At 56.9% G+C, this 16,388-nt stretch carries 14 protein-coding genes; 6 read left to right on the top strand and 8 right to left on the bottom strand.

All coding sequences use genetic code 11. The features are described from left to right. Positions 1-68 precede the first annotated feature (68 nt). The 5 genes from Q668_RS17230 to Q668_RS16605 form a co-directional block, all read right to left on the bottom strand. On the bottom strand, positions 69-263 hold the full coding sequence (locus Q668_RS17230; RefSeq protein WP_022988799.1) for a hypothetical protein: 195 nt from the start codon (positions 261-263) through the stop codon (positions 69-71). A gap of 99 nt (positions 264-362) precedes the next feature. Continuing rightward, positions 363-4,214, bottom strand: a complete 3,852-nt coding sequence (locus Q668_RS06420) for a DUF3427 domain-containing protein (protein ID WP_022988798.1) — start codon at positions 4,212-4,214, stop codon at positions 363-365. Positions 4,215-4,291: 77 nt separating this feature from the next. After that, complete coding sequence (locus tag Q668_RS06415) at positions 4,292-4,639, bottom strand: hypothetical protein (protein ID WP_022988797.1); 348 nt, start codon at positions 4,637-4,639, stop codon at positions 4,292-4,294. A gap of 88 nt (positions 4,640-4,727) precedes the next feature. Beyond that, positions 4,728-5,636 (bottom strand): ROK family protein, encoded by a 909-nt coding sequence (locus tag Q668_RS06410; RefSeq protein ID WP_022988796.1) that lies wholly within the window; start codon positions 5,634-5,636, stop codon positions 4,728-4,730. Positions 5,637-5,660: 24 nt separating this feature from the next. Continuing rightward, positions 5,661-7,535, bottom strand: coding sequence for a diguanylate cyclase (locus tag Q668_RS16605; RefSeq protein WP_161628524.1), 1,875 nt, complete (start codon positions 7,533-7,535; stop codon positions 5,661-5,663). A 248-nt stretch (positions 7,536-7,783) separates the two neighbouring features. On the opposite strand from Q668_RS16605, the gene Q668_RS06400 reads away from it, so the two are divergent. Continuing rightward, on the top strand, positions 7,784-9,304 hold the full coding sequence (locus Q668_RS06400) for a putative bifunctional diguanylate cyclase/phosphodiesterase (RefSeq protein ID WP_081697562.1): 1,521 nt from the start codon (positions 7,784-7,786) through the stop codon (positions 9,302-9,304). Between the two features lie 191 nt (positions 9,305-9,495). Here the strand turns inward: Q668_RS06400 and Q668_RS06395 are convergent, their stop codons facing one another. The 3 genes from Q668_RS06395 to Q668_RS06385 are packed head-to-tail and all read right to left on the bottom strand — an operon-like array spanning position 9,496 to position 11,263. Further along, the gene (locus Q668_RS06395) at positions 9,496-9,840 is read right to left on the bottom strand and encodes a YdbL family protein (protein WP_022988792.1); all 345 of its coding nucleotides are present in this window, start codon (positions 9,838-9,840) and stop codon (positions 9,496-9,498) included. A gap of 41 nt (positions 9,841-9,881) precedes the next feature. Continuing rightward, complete coding sequence (locus Q668_RS06390; RefSeq protein WP_036219367.1) at positions 9,882-10,064, bottom strand: YnbE family lipoprotein; 183 nt, start codon at positions 10,062-10,064, stop codon at positions 9,882-9,884. A gap of 2 nt (positions 10,065-10,066) precedes the next feature. Continuing rightward, positions 10,067-11,263 (bottom strand): YdbH domain-containing protein, encoded by a 1,197-nt coding sequence (locus Q668_RS06385; RefSeq protein ID WP_022988790.1) that lies wholly within the window; start codon positions 11,261-11,263, stop codon positions 10,067-10,069. Positions 11,264-11,525: 262 nt separating this feature from the next. On the opposite strand from Q668_RS06385, the gene Q668_RS06380 reads away from it, so the two are divergent. The 5 genes from Q668_RS06380 (at position 11,526) to Q668_RS06360 (ending at position 16,369) form a co-directional block, all read left to right on the top strand. Beyond that, positions 11,526-12,158 carry an HPP family protein gene (locus Q668_RS06380; RefSeq protein WP_022988789.1) on the top strand — a complete coding sequence of 211 codons (633 nt, stop codon included), beginning with the start codon at positions 11,526-11,528 and terminating at the stop codon, positions 12,156-12,158. A 187-nt stretch (positions 12,159-12,345) separates the two neighbouring features. Continuing rightward, positions 12,346-13,362, top strand: a complete 1,017-nt coding sequence (dusA, locus tag Q668_RS06375) for a tRNA dihydrouridine(20/20a) synthase DusA (RefSeq protein WP_227498304.1) — start codon at positions 12,346-12,348, stop codon at positions 13,360-13,362. 119 nt (positions 13,363-13,481) lie between these two features. Beyond that, on the top strand, positions 13,482-14,450 hold the full coding sequence (tal, locus tag Q668_RS06370; protein WP_022988787.1) for a transaldolase: 969 nt from the start codon (positions 13,482-13,484) through the stop codon (positions 14,448-14,450). Positions 14,451-14,471: 21 nt separating this feature from the next. Next, positions 14,472-15,599 (top strand): 3-deoxy-7-phosphoheptulonate synthase, encoded by a 1,128-nt coding sequence (locus tag Q668_RS06365; protein WP_022988786.1) that lies wholly within the window; start codon positions 14,472-14,474, stop codon positions 15,597-15,599. Then, positions 15,596-16,369, top strand: coding sequence for a glycerophosphodiester phosphodiesterase (locus Q668_RS06360; protein WP_022988785.1), 774 nt, complete (start codon positions 15,596-15,598; stop codon positions 16,367-16,369). The genes Q668_RS06365 and Q668_RS06360 overlap by 4 nt, the downstream gene beginning before the upstream one ends. Positions 16,370-16,388 lie beyond the last annotated feature (19 nt).

Below are 16,388 nucleotides of genomic sequence, written 5' to 3'. Positions count from 1 at the left end.
ACCTTCAGCGGTTTACGCAGTTCTTCTCAGCTTTCTTGGACATAATTGCCTCCTGGGCATTGTCGCGGCTAGTTTGCGGGTTTGTTCTTCTTGATAAACCCACGAATAAACTGCCTGATTTCGCGAGCGGCGCTGGTGTCCAGCTCTTCACACAACTCAATGAACTGCTCGCGCTCGGTACTGCTGATACGAATCAGCAGCTGGCTATCTTTCTTGTTGGGCTTCACCTTTTTCGGTTTCACCTTTTTGGGACCATCAGTCACTGCGGATACTCCTGGTGAGGGTGAAGCTCATGGCTGAAAGATATTTACATTGTATATACGTTTTTGGGGAAAGCAAGGGGGCCCCGGTTTTACAAAAAATCAACTCAGAAGATGAAACAGTACACTCATCGGAGCACTTCCCGTATGGCTTTTGTACTCTACTGGGCCGTAGTAGGTAAACGGTGCCGACTTGCCGTTACGGAGTTTGTTTTCACGAACAAACAGGTGCACGGAGAGGCCCAGCTTCTGATGATTGATGAGCTCCCTGCCACGCTTGTTTTCTGGGGTCGTTGAATTCTGGCTTTGCCAGTGGAAGGTAGTTTCGTCAACCCAATGATCGACATAGCGGTGCTGACTGGCCTTACCCTGCTTATTGAGCGTTACTAAAAGAATGTGGGCTCCGGCCTCCTTCAAAAACACATGACCACTCTGCCAGTTACCAGGATTAAATTCCGCTCCAAACAGAGCTGGTATATCCTCTCGCAGTAATTCCTGTCCACGCGCCATCTCCAGTGGTGAGATCACCTCTTTCAGCCGGGCAAAGGTCCTAAACTGCTCTACTAGCTCCGGTGTAACAACAATATCGTCATAGTCCGGATTCGCAGCTTCCAGAATATATTCACCCTGAGCGGACTTCCGAACAGTTCGGAGCAAATATTGGGTATCACCAGCCTCATCCAATCTTTCGATCGCTAACGTGGCATCAGAGATTTTTCCTGCAGTGCCAGAGCTGATCTGTTCGAGAAGTAGGTAATCGCCATCGTGGATCGGATTCTTGCCACCGTTCATGGAATTACCGGAGGCTTTCGCAATGAAATGCTTCTCCGGGTTTAATCGACCGTAGCCATTACCCAGAGATCGGTATTCCACATCTTCAATCGCATCAACACTGCTGTTTCTGAAGTGGCCGCAGGCAATCTTGAGGGTCGGGAAAAATGGAAGCTCCGTGCCTTCAAGCAGCATTGGCACAATATTGCTCTGTTGATCGACTTCCACTTTGGAGCCTTGCCTGGCTTCATAAGATGCAAGTCGATAATCGACTAATTCTTGGACCATCGACTCGAAGATCGTTACCAACGATGCTTCAATCTGGAATGCTGGCGCGAACTGTCCATCCGCAACATGGAACACAGCAGGTGTTTTATTCGTCCAGTGATCCACCGGGTTCTTTTTCCAATATCGCTGCCACTCGCTAGCATCACCATCAAGGTGGCGCACAGACTCAGCCAGTTCAGAAAATAATCGCGGACGACGCTTCAGTATTCTCCAAGACTCGGCTGCGAGCGCGGGTAGCCCCACTCCCTTTTCCCAGCCACTTAAAGCCTGAAACCCTTCGAGCAAAACCATTTTGAAGGATTTCGCCATGGAGGTTTTCTCAACTTCCACAAGAAATTCTTCATGAGCAAGTAACAGGGCAACTTCCTCGTCAGAAAGGTCGTCCATATCCCTTAACAGGCCAAACCAACTTCCATGCTGTTTTCGTGTCTGGGCAATGTTGGCCCCAAAATGATAATACTCAGTGAGAGTAGGCCTACGCCCAAGCGTATCCTTTAGCGCCTGATAGTCTTTCTCTGCCCCCTTCTGATCCAGCCCTTTCAGGAACTCAATCACTTCCAGATCATAATTAACGAAGCAGCCATCGGGTAATTCCAGCCGATTCTGCTCTGCTTTTCTCGCAAAATCAGCAAGCTGACGCTGGTTCATCGACTGCCCCATAAGGGCTTGGGGCTTGTGGAGAAAGCTCTGGTGGTTCCCCACAAAATCGAGAATTACAAGCCGATCTTTACCATTACTCTTACGCAGGCCTCGGCCGATCTGCTGAAGAAATAAAACCTTCGATTCGGTTGGCCGGAGCAACAAAACCGTGTCAATCGCGGGAAGGTCCACGCCTTCGTTAAACAGGTCCACAGAGAAAATCACATCGAGATCACCCGACTCCAGCAACTCGAGTGCTTCACCTCGGGACATTTCTGAATCACCGTGAACGGCAACGGCTCTAATCTTGTTTTTTTGGAAATACCGAGCCATAAAATCCGCATGTGCGCGGGACACACAGAAGGCCAATGTGCGGATTTGCTTATGTTGATTCCAGACTCTCAACGCATGGCGCGCACGCCCCATAGTAGCGAGTTTATGTGCGAGTAAATCAGGATCGAACTTCCCGTTGCGCCAAGGAATTTCCTGGTACTCCACGGTTGCGTCGTAAATACCGTAGTAATGAAATGGGACAAGGAAATCGCCCCTTACGCCATCGAATAACGGGTACTCGTAAACCAGATTGTCGTCACAAAGTGACAGAATGTCGGACCGGTCCGTTCGGTCAGGTGTGGCTGTCAGCCCCAACAAAAACTGTGGCGCAAAATACTTTAAGAGACGGTGGTATGTCGGGGCGGCTGCGTGATGAAATTCATCAACCACAATGTAATCAAAATGCTGAGGAGCAAACCGCTCAAGGTGGGACTCTTTACCTAGCGTTTGGATGGACGCGCAGAGGATATCGACAGAATGATCCCGCTGCTTGCCCATATAAAAACCAACGCGACTATCTGGTTTTATTCGGACAAAAGTCTCGGCGGCTTGGTACAGAATTTCCTCTCTATGCGCCACAAACAAAATTCGTCGCGCACCCAACTGTTTGGCATCAAAGGCTGATAACCACGTTTTACCAAGGCCGGTAGCTAGAACCACCAGGCCTCGCTTGTATCCCTCGCCCCTGGTCTCGTCCAGAGCCTTTAACGCAGCCTTTTGCACTTGATTAGGTATTGGAGGGGCTTCCTGCTCAGCACTACCAGGTGCTACTGGCTGAGGTGGTGGAATACGCCTTTTCGCATACTCGTCGATCCAATGATCTGTTAGCGGAACAACATTGGGGTGCCGGAAAATTTCTTCGAAGCGGTTTACAGCCTCCAGATAGCCGGTTTCTGGCGGATAGTCGATTTGATAGTTCCACTCCAGTCCATCCTGAAGCGCTTGCCGACTGATATTACTAGAACCAATAAACGCCCTTCCCCAATGTTGGCGAGCACCACCATGCCCCGCAAAGAGGTAGGCTTTCATATGGAAACTACTGCCTTTACTCTCGTATACGGCAACTTGTGCACCGTGATCTTGCAGCAGGGATAGCTTGCGCAATGCTTCCGGATCAGTGATATCGAGGTAATCACTGGTTAGAATTCTCACCCGTGCTGGCGCAGGCTCCCGGTCTTTCTGAATCACATCCAGAAGATCCGGAAGCAACAGATTCAAGCCCGTCGTTTTCACAAATGCGACAGCCATATCTACTTGGCCTGCTGAGCGTATCGCATGGCACAGTTTCGGCAAGAAATGATGCTGCTTGCCTCCGATAGTCAGTCTGTCATGCGCTGCTGGTGCTTTATGAGCAAGCATGTTTAGCCATTGCTCATCACGCTCGGGCCGCTGATCGTGAGTCCGCCAGAAAGTTAGTTCGACATCCTTATCAACGGCTTCAAACCATTGCGCAGCCAACTCTTCATTTGCATCCGTAAAATGCCGCCCGCCACTTTGGCGTTCGCCTTCACCAAGCTTAAAGCTGGCATACAAAGTGCCACCGGGTTTGAGTGCAGACCAAAGGCGAGTTAAAGCGCTCGGAACTTCATTGGCGGGAAGATGTAGCAAACTGGCACAGGCCCATATTCCGTCGTAGGCATGCAGTTCTTCAACATCCAGAAACGACCGATGCTCAACCGGAAGCCCAGTTTTCTGACGAGCAAGCGCGGTGATTGCCTGCGATGCATCAAAGGCGGTAACCCGATATCCATGACCGTGAAAATACAAAGCATCTCGGCCAGAGCCACAACCCGCATCAAGTATGTGGCCACCGGCGGCCACATGAGGGAGGAAGACGCGATAAATGTCATCCATCGATACATCCAGAGTTGAATCCACAAACGCTTCGGCATTGGCATTGTAATAGCCCAGCGTGTCTGACATGCGGTGGTTTCCTTACTACTAATTCGCGCCTTATTTTGTTAGCCAGGTTACCAGGGAGTGATTATTTGTCCAATCACCTACTCACACACCAAATTCCCCAACGCATCCTCCCTGCACCGCCGCCCTTCCCGGTCCCGCCAGTTCCCCAACGAATCCTTGCGCCAAACCTCTTCACCATCAGAAGACCGATAGTTTCCAAGGCTGTCTTTGCGGTAACGGTTTCCGGTTCGGTTGTCGTTCCAGTGGCCGAATGCGTCTTTGCGGAGTGTGCCCTGCTCGCCGCTGTCGCACTGGTAGCGCATGTTGCCCAGGGCGTCTTTGCGGTAGGTGCAGTTTTCCTGTGCGGGCAGCCAGCCGGATGCCAGCACAAGCAGTGCTATGGCCAGGGCGATCATCAGGTGTTTCGCCACGGTATTTGCTCGCATGGTGCGCCCTCCTCTGGCGTTGCCTTTGTTCCAGTGTAGTCACGGGGGCGACAGGTAGCGTCGTGCGGTGGTTTTTTTGTGAGTGGGTTCAGGTATTGGCCAGCCAGGCCGCTCCGCGCACGCCGCTGGAGTCGCCGTGGGCGGCTTTTACGATGGGTGTGTCGCATTCGCCGCCGAATACGTAGCCGGGCAGGCGGGCGGGCAGTTCCCGGTAGAGCTGTTCGGCGTTACTCATGCCTCCGCCCAGGATGATGATGTCCGGGTCGATCACGTTGATAATGGCAGCCAGACCCCGGGCCAGGTGTTCCAGGTATTGGTGCAGGGTTTCGGTGGCTTGCGGGTCGCCATGCCCGGCATGTTCAACAATGGCATGGGCGGGCAGTTGCTGGCCGGTGCGCAGTTTGTGGGTGAGTGAAAGCCCGGTTCCGGACAGGAAGGTTTCGTTGCAACCGTGGCGGCCGCAGAAGCAGGGGCGCTGTTGCAGTTCGGCTTCCGGGGTCCATGGCAGGGGGTTGTGGCCCCATTCGCCGGCTACGCCGTTGGGGCCGGTAAGCAGCTGGCCGTTCACGCTTATGCCGGCGCCGCAGCCAGTGCCCAGTATGGCGGCGAATACGTTGTGGTGGTTTCGCCCTGCTCCGTCTGTGGCTTCGGAGAGCGCCAGGCAGTTGGCGTCGTTGGTCAGGGTAACGGGCCGTTGCAGCAATTCTTGCAGGTGTTGCTGCATGGGCTGGCCGTTCAGCCAGGTGGAGTTGGCATTTTTGATGCGGCCGGTTTTGCGGGAAACGCTGCCGGGTATGCCTACGCCTACCGGTATGCCGGTGGTGCCGGCGTGGGCTTCGGCCTGTTGTACCAGAGCGTGGATGGTGTTCAGGGTGGCCTGGTAGTCGCCTGCTGGGGTGGCTACCCGTTTGCGGAAGTGTTCGTTGGATTGGTTATCCAGCAGGATCACTTCGGTTTTGGTGCCGCCCAGGTCTATGCCTGTTAGCCAGTTTTGCATACGTTTCCCTGTGCCGCAGCCCGGTTATTCTGAACCGTTATCCGTTATCGGCTGGTAAAACTGAACCTGGTTCCGGCCTGCGTGCTTTGCAAGGTAAAGGGCTTTGTCTGCCTTTTCCAGCAACTGTTTTAAGCTTTCCTCGCCACTATACTGTGCCACACCACAACTGGTGGTTATGGTAATTTCCTGGCCGTCGTCCAGGGTGCACAGCATGTCACCCACCGCCACGCGAATCCGCTCAGCCAGGACCAACACTTGCTCCTTGGTCAGGTGGCGCACGGCCAAGGCAAATTCCTCTCCCCCCAGGCGACCAAACACATCATCCCTTCTCAGAAGGTGACTGACGGTCTTTACAAAGGTTTTTAGTACTGTATCACCCGCGCCATGGCCGAAGGTATCGTTCACACGTTTGAAGTGGTCGAGATCCAACACGATGACATAGAGCGCGGCATTATCGTTGTCCACCCAGCTGCTGACCACCGACAACCATGCGCCCCGGTTTAATACTCCGGTTAAGGCATCTGTGCGGGCCAGCTGGGTCAGGTTACGCTCTGTCTCAACATGGCGACTTACGTCTGCAATGGCCAGGATGGCACCTCTGTTTTCAGGATCACCAAACGCCCGAACACTCATACTCAGGTGCACGATGCGGCCATTCCTGCCTACCATGCGATCTTTGTCTGCGCGGCTGTCCTCGCCTGTAGCCAGGGTGTGCAGTGTCGGGCAAGGCCCGTCATGCAGGCTATGGCCGTCCGGGGTAACGTGGCAGGTTTGGTGCAGGTCGCGGCCAATCAGCTCCGCTTCTGTCCAGCCCAAAAGCCGTTCACCTTCCGGATTAATCCACTGCACCCGGCATTGTTGGTCTACCATCAACAACCCGTGCCCGGACATTTGCGTAACCACCTGCAACTGATGGTAGTTTTCTGCCAGCACCCGCTGCATTTGCCACTTACGCGTGTTAGCGCGTCGCCATAGCAAGAGCAAGGGGTAGGTTACCAGCAGTCCGGAAATCAGCCGAACGCCCGCTTTTTTGACCGAATCCATCCCGACGGCCGAACAGGGCTCCCCTGCCGTTCGCTGGGCCAGCAACAGTTCGGGAGACTCAACGCGAGGATCCGAATAACGGTGCCAGCGGTAGTTATAGCACTCGTCTTCCAACTCGAACTGTCCCTGCTGAGCGCCACGCACTTGTTGCCACAATGCCGGATAGCTAGCCGAAAACCGACTGGCGGAATCATCAGCAAACGCCCAGTCGGCAACACCACCACCGGCTATCCAACCGCCGGCGTCGTCAAGCACGACCAGGTCAGTACCGTCCGGCAACGCTGTGCGCAGGTGTTGCAGCAATTCATTCGCCTTGGCATTGAGCACCACCATGCCACCCTGTTCACCATCCACGTGTACGCTGGCGACTACCCGAACCGTGGGCACAAAGGGAACTTGAATGCGGCCATTTTCAACATTTAGGTCAAAGCGGGACACAAAGACGCTCCCCGCCTCTCCTGCCAGCCCCGCTTTCACGTAGTCACGATGGATTTTAAGCTGTAAGCCCTGCGTGACCAGTTGTGGCTCACCGTTGTAGTTGTTAACCCGAACCTGTTCAACTCCGGAACGATCTATATAACGTAGCTGGTCATAACTTGGCCTCAGACCTGCGAGGTTCAGAAACGCCTGTTCTAAAGATAGCAAGCCCTCTGCGGACAGGTCTCTTATGTACATCTGCAACACCGGAGAGGCGGCAATTACATCGGCATCACGTGTCAGTTGCTGCACATAGCCGGCTGTCATCAGCTGCATCAGCTCCAGGTTACGGTTGATGTCGACTTGTTCCAGCTCCCGATCTTTCTGGTAGGTAGGGTATTGAGTGACAAAAATGACGACAACAATGAGGACCAGCAAAGCGGAACTTTGAAGCAGCAATGAATGACGGGAGAACCAGGTCGGCATATTAAACGTTTCTATCAGTTTGGCGGGCTCATGGTAATCAATCTGCACTATGGCTGTGCTTTGGACAACCATCCACCCCGGATTTTGCAAGAATTTACGTGTTTGACGCTTTATTTACACAACTGCCGTTGTGCAAAAAACAAACTGGCCTAACAATATGCGCCGGTTTTTTTCTTCCACTCTGAGGCGGCGCTCCGTCTATGCCACAAGTTTCTCACGCACTGCGGTTGCAGGCCTGGCCATTGTTGCTGCTGGCCTGCACTTTGCTGGCCGGTTTTGCCGGTTTGCTGGCGTCTGCCTTTCCGCAGTTGCCGGTACCGGAGCCGCTGCGTTTCTCCTGGGCCGGGTCGCTCACGCTGGTGGTGGGTGGCATAGTTATGTCTGCCTGGCTGTTTCGTTCGTCTGGCCGGGCGTTGTTGCTGAAGAAGCTGGCGTACCAGGCTTCACACGATGCGCTGACAGGCCTGGCCAACCGCACGATGTTTGAAGAGAAGTTGCAGCAGGATTTTACCCTGGCCCGCCAGAACAACCGGCTGATGGCGGTGCTATTTATAGACCTGGACGAGTTCAAGCCCATTAACGATACCCTGGGCCACAAGGTGGGCGACCGCCTGCTGGTGGCGGTGGCGCGGGCGCTGGAGGCGTGCATTCGCCCTACCGACACCCTGGCCCGATTTGGTGGCGACGAGTTTGTGGTGCTGCTGCCAGACCTGGAATCGGCCCGGCAGGCAGAAGAGGTGGCAGAACGCATTCTGCAGAAGATTGCTCTGCCCCAGCAGGTGGGCGGCCATGAGCTGTACTTGTCTGCCAGTATCGGGATCAGCCTGCTAGATGACAGCGAAACTTCGCCAGAGAAGCTGATTCGCCAGGCAGACATGGCGATGTACAAGGCCAAGCGCCAGGGCCGGGATACGTTTCAGGTGTATTCGGCAGAGCTGGACGCCAAGCTTTCACGCCGGGTTACCCTGCGCCAGGATCTGCAAGAGGCCATTCGCAGCGGCCAGTTGTTCCTGCATTACCAGCCTCAGGTAGACCAGAACGGCAAGTTTTTCGGTGTGGAAGCGCTGGTGCGGTGGCAGCACCCTACTCGCGGGCTGATTGCGCCGGAGCGTTTTCTGCCGTTGGCAGAGGAAACCGGCCAGATTGTGCCGCTGGGCAAGTGGATTTTCACCCAGGCCTGTAAGGATGCCGTTCAGCTGAAGGAAATGGGGCTGCTGCCCGGGCGCATGGGGGTGAACCTGTCGCCGCTGCAGTTCCACCGCCCGGGGTTTCTGGACAAGCTGAAGAAAATTCTGGCCGAAACCGGCCTGCCGGCTGATCTGCTGGAGCTGGATTTGACCGAAGGCGTGCTGATGAAAGACCGCTGCCGCGCTATTAGTTTGGTGAATTCCCTGCAGGAGCTGGGAATTTCCACGGCGATTGATGATTTTGGCACCGGCTTTTCCAGCTTCAGCTACCTGAAAGACCTGCCCGCCAGCAGCATCAAAATCGACAAGTCGTTCGTGGAAAACGTGGTCACCAACCACAAAGATGCCGCCGTGTGCAAAGGCGTAATCACCATGGCCCGCGAAATGGGCCTGACCGTGGTTGCCGAAGGCGTGGAAGACGAGGCGCAGTTCGACATCCTAAGAGCCTGGGGCTGCCACCGCTTTCAGGGGTTTTACTTTGCTCGGCCTATGGCTTTGGATGCGCTGGTTAGCTGGGCTCAGGAAGGGGGCTGAAAGGGGTCTGTCCGATTAGGGGTCTGTCCCTACGTGGACTGACCCCTCTACGTACCAAGTTGAGCCTGATTAGAACCAGGCTTGGTGCCTAGAGGGGTCTGTCCTCGTAGGGACAGACCCCTAGTCTGAGTTGGGACAGACCCCTAGTCTGATTTGGGGCAGACCCCTAGTCTGAGTTGGGACAGCCCCCTTCACTTCTTAATCCACCGGCCATCAACAAGCACAAACTGCCCCGCCGGCGTTTTCTCTATAGCCTTTTTGCCCGCCACGGTTTCCACCTGGGTTACCGGAATATTGTGCTTTTCAGCAATGCGGGTGTACTCCTCCCGGCGGGCGTTGTTGATGGCGTCCGCTACTTCCCGGGCGTTGCCTTCTGCGCGCACCACCTCCAGGTAGCCGGCGGGGGTTTCGCCTAGCAGGCCTTGTTGTTTTGCGGTTTCGAGCTGTTGCTTGGCTTCTTCCAGGCCCATAGCCAGGGCCGGCAAGGCGGCGCCCAGGGCCAGGATGAAGGCGGCGGTTTGGATGATTCGTTTCATGCTCAACTCCTTGATCGGCGTTTGGTGGTGGCCGGGTGTGTTCAGAACAGGCCTTGTTCGCTGAACAGTTCGTCTACTTCTTTGTCCACCTTTACGTAGATTTCGTGCTGGATTTTTACGTTCAGGTTTACGGTGATGGGTTCTTTGGGTGCGGCCACTTGTACCGTTGGCGTGCAGGCGATGAGCGCCAGCGGCAGTATTGGCAGCAGTAGGCGCTTTAGCATGGTCATGGTGTTGCCTCCTGCCCGGACTGTTGCAGCCGTTCGCGAACGCGTTCGGTTACGGCTTCGTTTACTCTTCCGCTCAACTGCAAGCTGGTGAGCAGCGCGGGGATGTCTTCTTCCAGGTTCACATTGAGCACAATTGGCTGGCTGTTGCGGATGTCCGGGTTGTTGCCTTCCAGGCGCAGGCCAAGCGTGAGTTTGCCCTTTTCATCGTAGTCTATCGCGCTGCTGAGCACCGAATAATGAAAGTTTTGCAAAGCGCGGGTTACGGTTTCTACCGTGCCACCGCCGCCAAGCATCGCCTGCAGCTGTTCGGCCGGCAGCTTGAGCGTGCCGCCGGGGCTGAGGGCGGTGATGTTGCCCTGCTTAACTTCGATGCCGGTGTCCGAGATTTCCAGCGGTATAGCGCCGCTGAGCAGGCCGGAGCCTTCGAAGCCCTCTGCGGGGTACACCTGCAGCAGGCGGCTAAGGGAGATTTCGTGGGCATCGACGGGGATTTTCAGGGGTTGCGCGGCCAGGTTGATGGTGCGCGGGGCGATGCGCAGGCGGCCATCCAGGAATTCGGCATTCGCCTGCTGGATGTTGAGTTCGCCGGCGAACGGCTCCGCTTGAGTGGCCCGGTAGTCCGCCAGCAGGCTGACGGGGCCAATGCCGATGCCGGAGTTGATCTGGCCGACGGTTGTGTCCCGCAGGCGCGCGGTGAGCTGGTTGTTTTCCAGGCTGAACAGCAGGTGGCCACTGAGGTTGGTGATGGCGGTGCGGTCCATCAGGCCACTGAGGTTGTGGAAATCCACGCGGCTGTGCACGGCCATAGATTCGTTGGGTTGCAGAAGAATGGTCACCTCAGCGCGGATCTCGCCGCTGTCGAGTTCCAGCAGGTTCAGCTGTTCCGGCCAGTTGGTGAGGGTGTTTTTGAAGACACCGACGGCCTCGCTGCCAGCCATGGTGGTGCTCAGCCGTATGCTCTGGAATTCGCCTGATACGTGGCGCACGCTGATATCCGCTTCCAGCCCCGCATCGTTACTGATCTGCCCGTCCAGCTGCACATCCGACAACGTCCCCCCAACCCGCCCGGTAAACAACCACCCCTGCGGCTTCAGCGCCGGATGACTGATGTCTTCCAACCCGAACCGGATCTGCTGCACCTCAAACTCCAACGCACCCGCCGGCCCCGCCATCAGCAGCCAAAAAAACACCACCGGGGTCAGACCCCCGATACATTTCGCACCACCAAATGTACTGGGGGTCTGACCCCGCCTGACTAGGGGTCTGCCCAGGGGTCTGTCCCTACGTGGACTGACCCCTCCTGGCACCAAGTTTAACCAGGCACCAGGAGCCAGACCCCGCCGGTTATTCAGGAGGCCCTTAACCATTATCGAAAATCCTTGTTTGCCTTGATATCCGTCAGTGCCTAGTATCGCGCCCTTTTACCGAACTGCATAAAGGGCACTTTACCGCGTTATGGGACGTCGCAACGAACAACTTCGCTGGCAGCTGGCCAAGGGGCTGATTCACGCACTGCACCTGGAGCGACTGGCCAGCCGTTACAGCCGCACCACGGTGATGGCGGTATTCAACCTGGTGAATGGCAGTTTCAGTATTGCCCTGGTGTCGTTTGTGGCGCTGGTTACGCAGGAGGCGTTTATTTTTCCCTCGCTGGGGGCTACGGCGTTTATACTGTTCTACGTACCCATGGCCCAGCCGGCGTCGCCCCGGAATACCCTGTGCGGGCACCTGATTGGCGCGTTGATGGGGTTACTGTGCTTGTACATTTTCGGCCTGCAGGGCCAGCCTTCCGCCTTCGCAACCGGCGTTGACCTGGCCCGGGTAGGCGCTGCAGCGTTGTCGCTGGGCCTCACCAGCTGCCTGATGGTGGTATTCCGCGTAGCCCATCCTCCCGCCGGCGCCACCGCCCTGATCGTCTCCCTGGGCCTGATGCCAAACCCGGCCCAGCTGCCCATCCTGATGGCCGGGGTTGCCCTGCTACTGGCCCATGCCTTTGTGATGAACCGCCTGGCGGGAATTCCGTATCCGGTTTGGGCTGGGGACGGGGTGGCGCCGGCTGCGGAGGGGGCTAAGGTTGCTGGGGTTTGACCTCCCCCCCCCACCTTGAACTTGGTGCCTAGAGGGGTCAGTCCACGTAGGGACAGCCCCCTAGTCTTACATTGAACTTGGTGCCTGGAGGGGTCAGTCCACGTAGGGACAGACCCCTAGCCCCCTAATCGACTCCGAATGGGGGGAACGTGGTAGAATTGGCGCCTTCATTTGCTTTGTTCTCCGGATGTTCATGACCTCTCAACAGCCCGCCCCCGTTTTGTCTCGCCGGTTTTCGGTTGCGCCGATGATGGATTGGACTACACCGCATTTCCGGTACCTGGCGCGTATTCTTAGCCGCAGGGCTTTGTTGTATACCGAGATGGTGACGACCGGGGCGTTGATTCATGGCGATACGGCGCGGTTTCTGCGGCATGATCCGTCGGAATTTCCGCTGGCGTTGCAGCTGGGTGGTAGTGATGCCAACGAGCTGGCGCAGTGTGCGAAGCTGGCGCAGGAGTTCGGGTTTGATGAGGTGAACCTGAACGTGGGCTGCCCGAGCGACCGGGTGCAGAACAATTTGATTGGCGCCTGCCTGATGGGCCACCCGGATAAAGTAGCGGAAGGTGTGGCGGCGATGATCGCGGCCACGGATTTGCCGGTTACAGTGAAGCACCGCATTGGCATCAACGGCCGGGAGTCCTGGGACGAGTTGTGCGAGTTTATCGAGACGGTGGCCGCCGCCGGCTGCAAGACCTTTATTGTGCACGCCCGAATTGCCATTCTTGAAGGCCTGAGCCCGAAGGAAAACCGCGATATTCCGCCTCTGAAGTACGACTGGGTGTACCGCCTGAAGCAGGCCTATCCGCACCTGGAAATCATCATCAATGGCGGCATCAAAACCTTTGCGGAATGCCACGAGCACCTGGCCCATACCGACGGCGTGATGCTGGGCCGCGAGGCGTACCACAACCCCTGGCTGCTGGCCGGGGTGGATTCTGAATTCTTTGGCGAACGAGCTGCGGTCACCAGCCGCCACGAGGCGCTGCGGGCGATGTTTCCGTTCATTCAGCAGGAGCTGGACCGGGGCGTGTACCTTACCCACATTACCCGCCACATTATGGGCCTGTTCCTGGGCCAGCCGGGCGGGCGGCAGTTCCGCCGGCACCTGAGCGAGAACGCCAACAAGCCTGGTTCCGGGCTGGAAGTGATTGAACAGGCACTGGCCAAGGTACGCGAGCCGCAACCGATAGCGGAAAGCTGATAACAGGCATACCTTTTGTTGTCTTGTTCCTGTTGTAACCTGCCGTTATTGTAGGGGTTGCCAAAGCATTCGGGAGCTGGATGCTGCACCAAAACAGAACAACCGGGACGACAGGACGAATGACCAGCAAGCTAGACCAACTGAAAAACATGACCACCGTGGTAGCCGACACCGGCGATATCGACGCCATTGCCCAATGGCGGCCGGAAGATGCCACCACCAACCCTTCCCTGCTGCTGAAAGCCGCAGCGTCTGACGCCTATCGCCCCATGCTGGATAAAGCCGTGGCCATTGCCGCGAAACACGGCGGTTCCTCGGCAGACCAGCTCTCGGTGGCTACCGATATGCTGGCTGTTCTGGCCGGCAAGGAAATCCTGAACCTGATTCCCGGCGTGGTATCCACCGAGGTAGACGCCCGCCTGTCGTTCGACACTGCCGCCACCCTGCAGAAGGCCCGTGGCCTGATTGAGCTTTACGACCAGCAAGGCGTAGACACCAGCCGGGTGCTGATCAAGATTGCCTCCACCTGGGAAGGTATCCGCGCGGCCGAGCAGCTGGAAAAGGAAGGCATTCGCTGCAACCTGACTTTGCTGTTCTCGTTTGTGCAGGCGGTTGCCTGTGCCCAGGCCGGCGCGCACCTGATTTCACCGTTTGTGGGCCGCATCCTGGACTGGCACCTGGCCAGTTCTGGCCGCGACAGCTATCCGGCGGCGGAAGACCCCGGCGTGCAGTCGGTTACCCGCATCTATAATTACTACAAGGCCCATGGCTTCAACACCGTGGTGATGGGCGCCAGCTTCCGCAATACCGGCGAGATTGAAATGCTGGCCGGCTGTGACCGGCTGACCATCAGCCCTGCCCTGCTGCAGGAACTGAAAGAAGACCAGCGCGAACTCAGCCGCAAGCTGAGCCCGGATTCCGCCACAGTCTCCGAGAAGATGGGCTGGGTAGACGAAAAGCTGTTCCGCTGGGAATCCAATGAAGACGCCATGGCCACCGAGAAACTGGCCGACGGCATCCGCCGCTTTGCGGCCGACCAGATTGAGCTTGAGAACCGGGTGCGCCAGCTGGCTTCCCGGGCCGCGTAATTTTAAGGACGAGGACGTTCCATGCTAGCCATTCTTCACCCCAATACGGCGCTGGACAGCGATGCCTATCGCCAGACCATGCATTACCTGGAAAACCTGCCTGGCGTGAGCATTCGCGTTCACGAAATCCAGGGCGCCAGCCAGCGGCTGACCGAGGTTTACCTGCTGGGCGATACCAAGACTCTGGACAAGGAAGAGATCGAAGCGCTGCCGGCGGTTGAGCGGGCCATTCGCATTTCCGATGACTACCGGATTCTGGGCCGCCATAAAGATGACAATCGCCAGAGCGGTTTCACCTACAACGGCGTGGAGTTCAGCCAGAACAACCTGAATATCTTTGCCGGCCTGTGCGCGGTGGATGTACCCGAGCACGTTGAGCAGATGATGCAGGCGCTGGAAGACGCCGGCGAAGTTTGCACCCGCATGGGCGCCTACAAGCCCCGCACCAACCCCTATTCCTTCCAGGGCCACGGTAAGGGCTGCCTGCCCTGGGTGTTCGAGAAGGCGGGCAAGCATGGCATCAAGGTGGTCGCCATGGAGATCACCCACGAGAGCCACATCGAAGAAATCGACACCTGCCTGGAGAAGCTGGGCCGTCCTACCGGCGTGATGCTGCAAGTGGGCACCCGCAATACCCAGAACTTCGAGCTGTTGAAAGCCATTGGCCGCCAGACTACCTACCCGGTGCTGTTGAAGCGCGGCTTCGGTATTACCCTGAACGAATCCCTGAACGCGGCGGAATACCTGGCCAGCGAAGGCAACGCCAATGTGATTTTCTGCCTGCGCGGTATGAAAACCGAGGCCGGCCAGCCGCACCGTAACATGGTGGACTTCGCCCACGTGCCCGCGGTAAAACGCCTGACCCGCATGCCGGTGTGTGTAGACCCGTCCCACTCGGTGGGCAGCCGTGACCGCGCTCCGGATGGCATCCTGGATGTGATGCACGCCACCGCCCAGGGCGTAATTGCCGGTGCCAACATGGTGCTGGTGGACTTCCACCCGAAACCGGAGAAAGCCCTGGTAGACGGCCCCCAGGCCCTGCTGATGAACGAGCTGCCGGCGTACCTGGAAGATATCCGCCTGTGCCACAACACCTGGAAGAAGCGCCAGGCTATTTATCAACGTCTTAAGGACAACACTGCAGAATGATCGTTTATGGTCACCGGGGGGCCAAGGGTGAGGCCCCCGAAAATACCCTGCCCGGCTTTGTACATGCATACCGGCAGGGCATCCGGCATTTCGAGCTGGACCTGGTGCTGTCAAAAGACGGCATTCCCGTGCTGGTACACGACCTGACGGTAGACCGCACCACCGGCCAGAAAGGCAACGTGGGCAACTACACGGCAGCCGAGCTGGAAAACATGGACGCCCGGCGCAACACCAGCGCCTGGCCCCGCAAAACCGGGATTCCGGCATTGGAAACCCTGCTGGACCAGTTTGACGACCTGGAACACGTGCAGCTGGAGGTAAAGAAAGACAGCCGTTCGCGCCTGAATATTCTGTGCAATCGGCTAACCGAGGTTATCCAGCGTCGCAACCTGTACCAGACCTGCGCGGTCACCTCCACAGACCCGTGGTTCTTGCGGGAAATCCGCCGGAGAAACCGTAATATCCGCATTGGCCTGGTGGCGGAGCGCAAGTTTCCCAAGCCCCTGAATCTGGCCACCCGGCTGGGTTGCGAGTATTTCTGCGTTAACTGGAAAATCCTGAACAAGGAGATGGTGGACACCGCCCACAAGCGCAACATGCACGTGTCTACCTGGACGGTAAACCGTATTCACGACATGCTGAAGCTGGAAGAAATGGGCGTGGACAGCATTATTTCTGACTATCCCACCAGTACCAAAATGTTCTTCGATAACCGAGCCAAGGCGTTACTGAGCCTGCCGGCAAGGGAAAGCAGCCCGGAACCTGCCTGAGGCAGGCCCGGGCACCACG

The organism is Marinobacter sp. ES-1 (assembly GCF_000475255.1).
Classification (GTDB): domain Bacteria; phylum Pseudomonadota; class Gammaproteobacteria; order Pseudomonadales; family Oleiphilaceae; genus Marinobacter; species Marinobacter vinifirmus.
The sequence above is the reverse complement of the archived record's forward strand: the minus strand, read 5'-3'. Positions and strand labels throughout refer to the sequence as shown.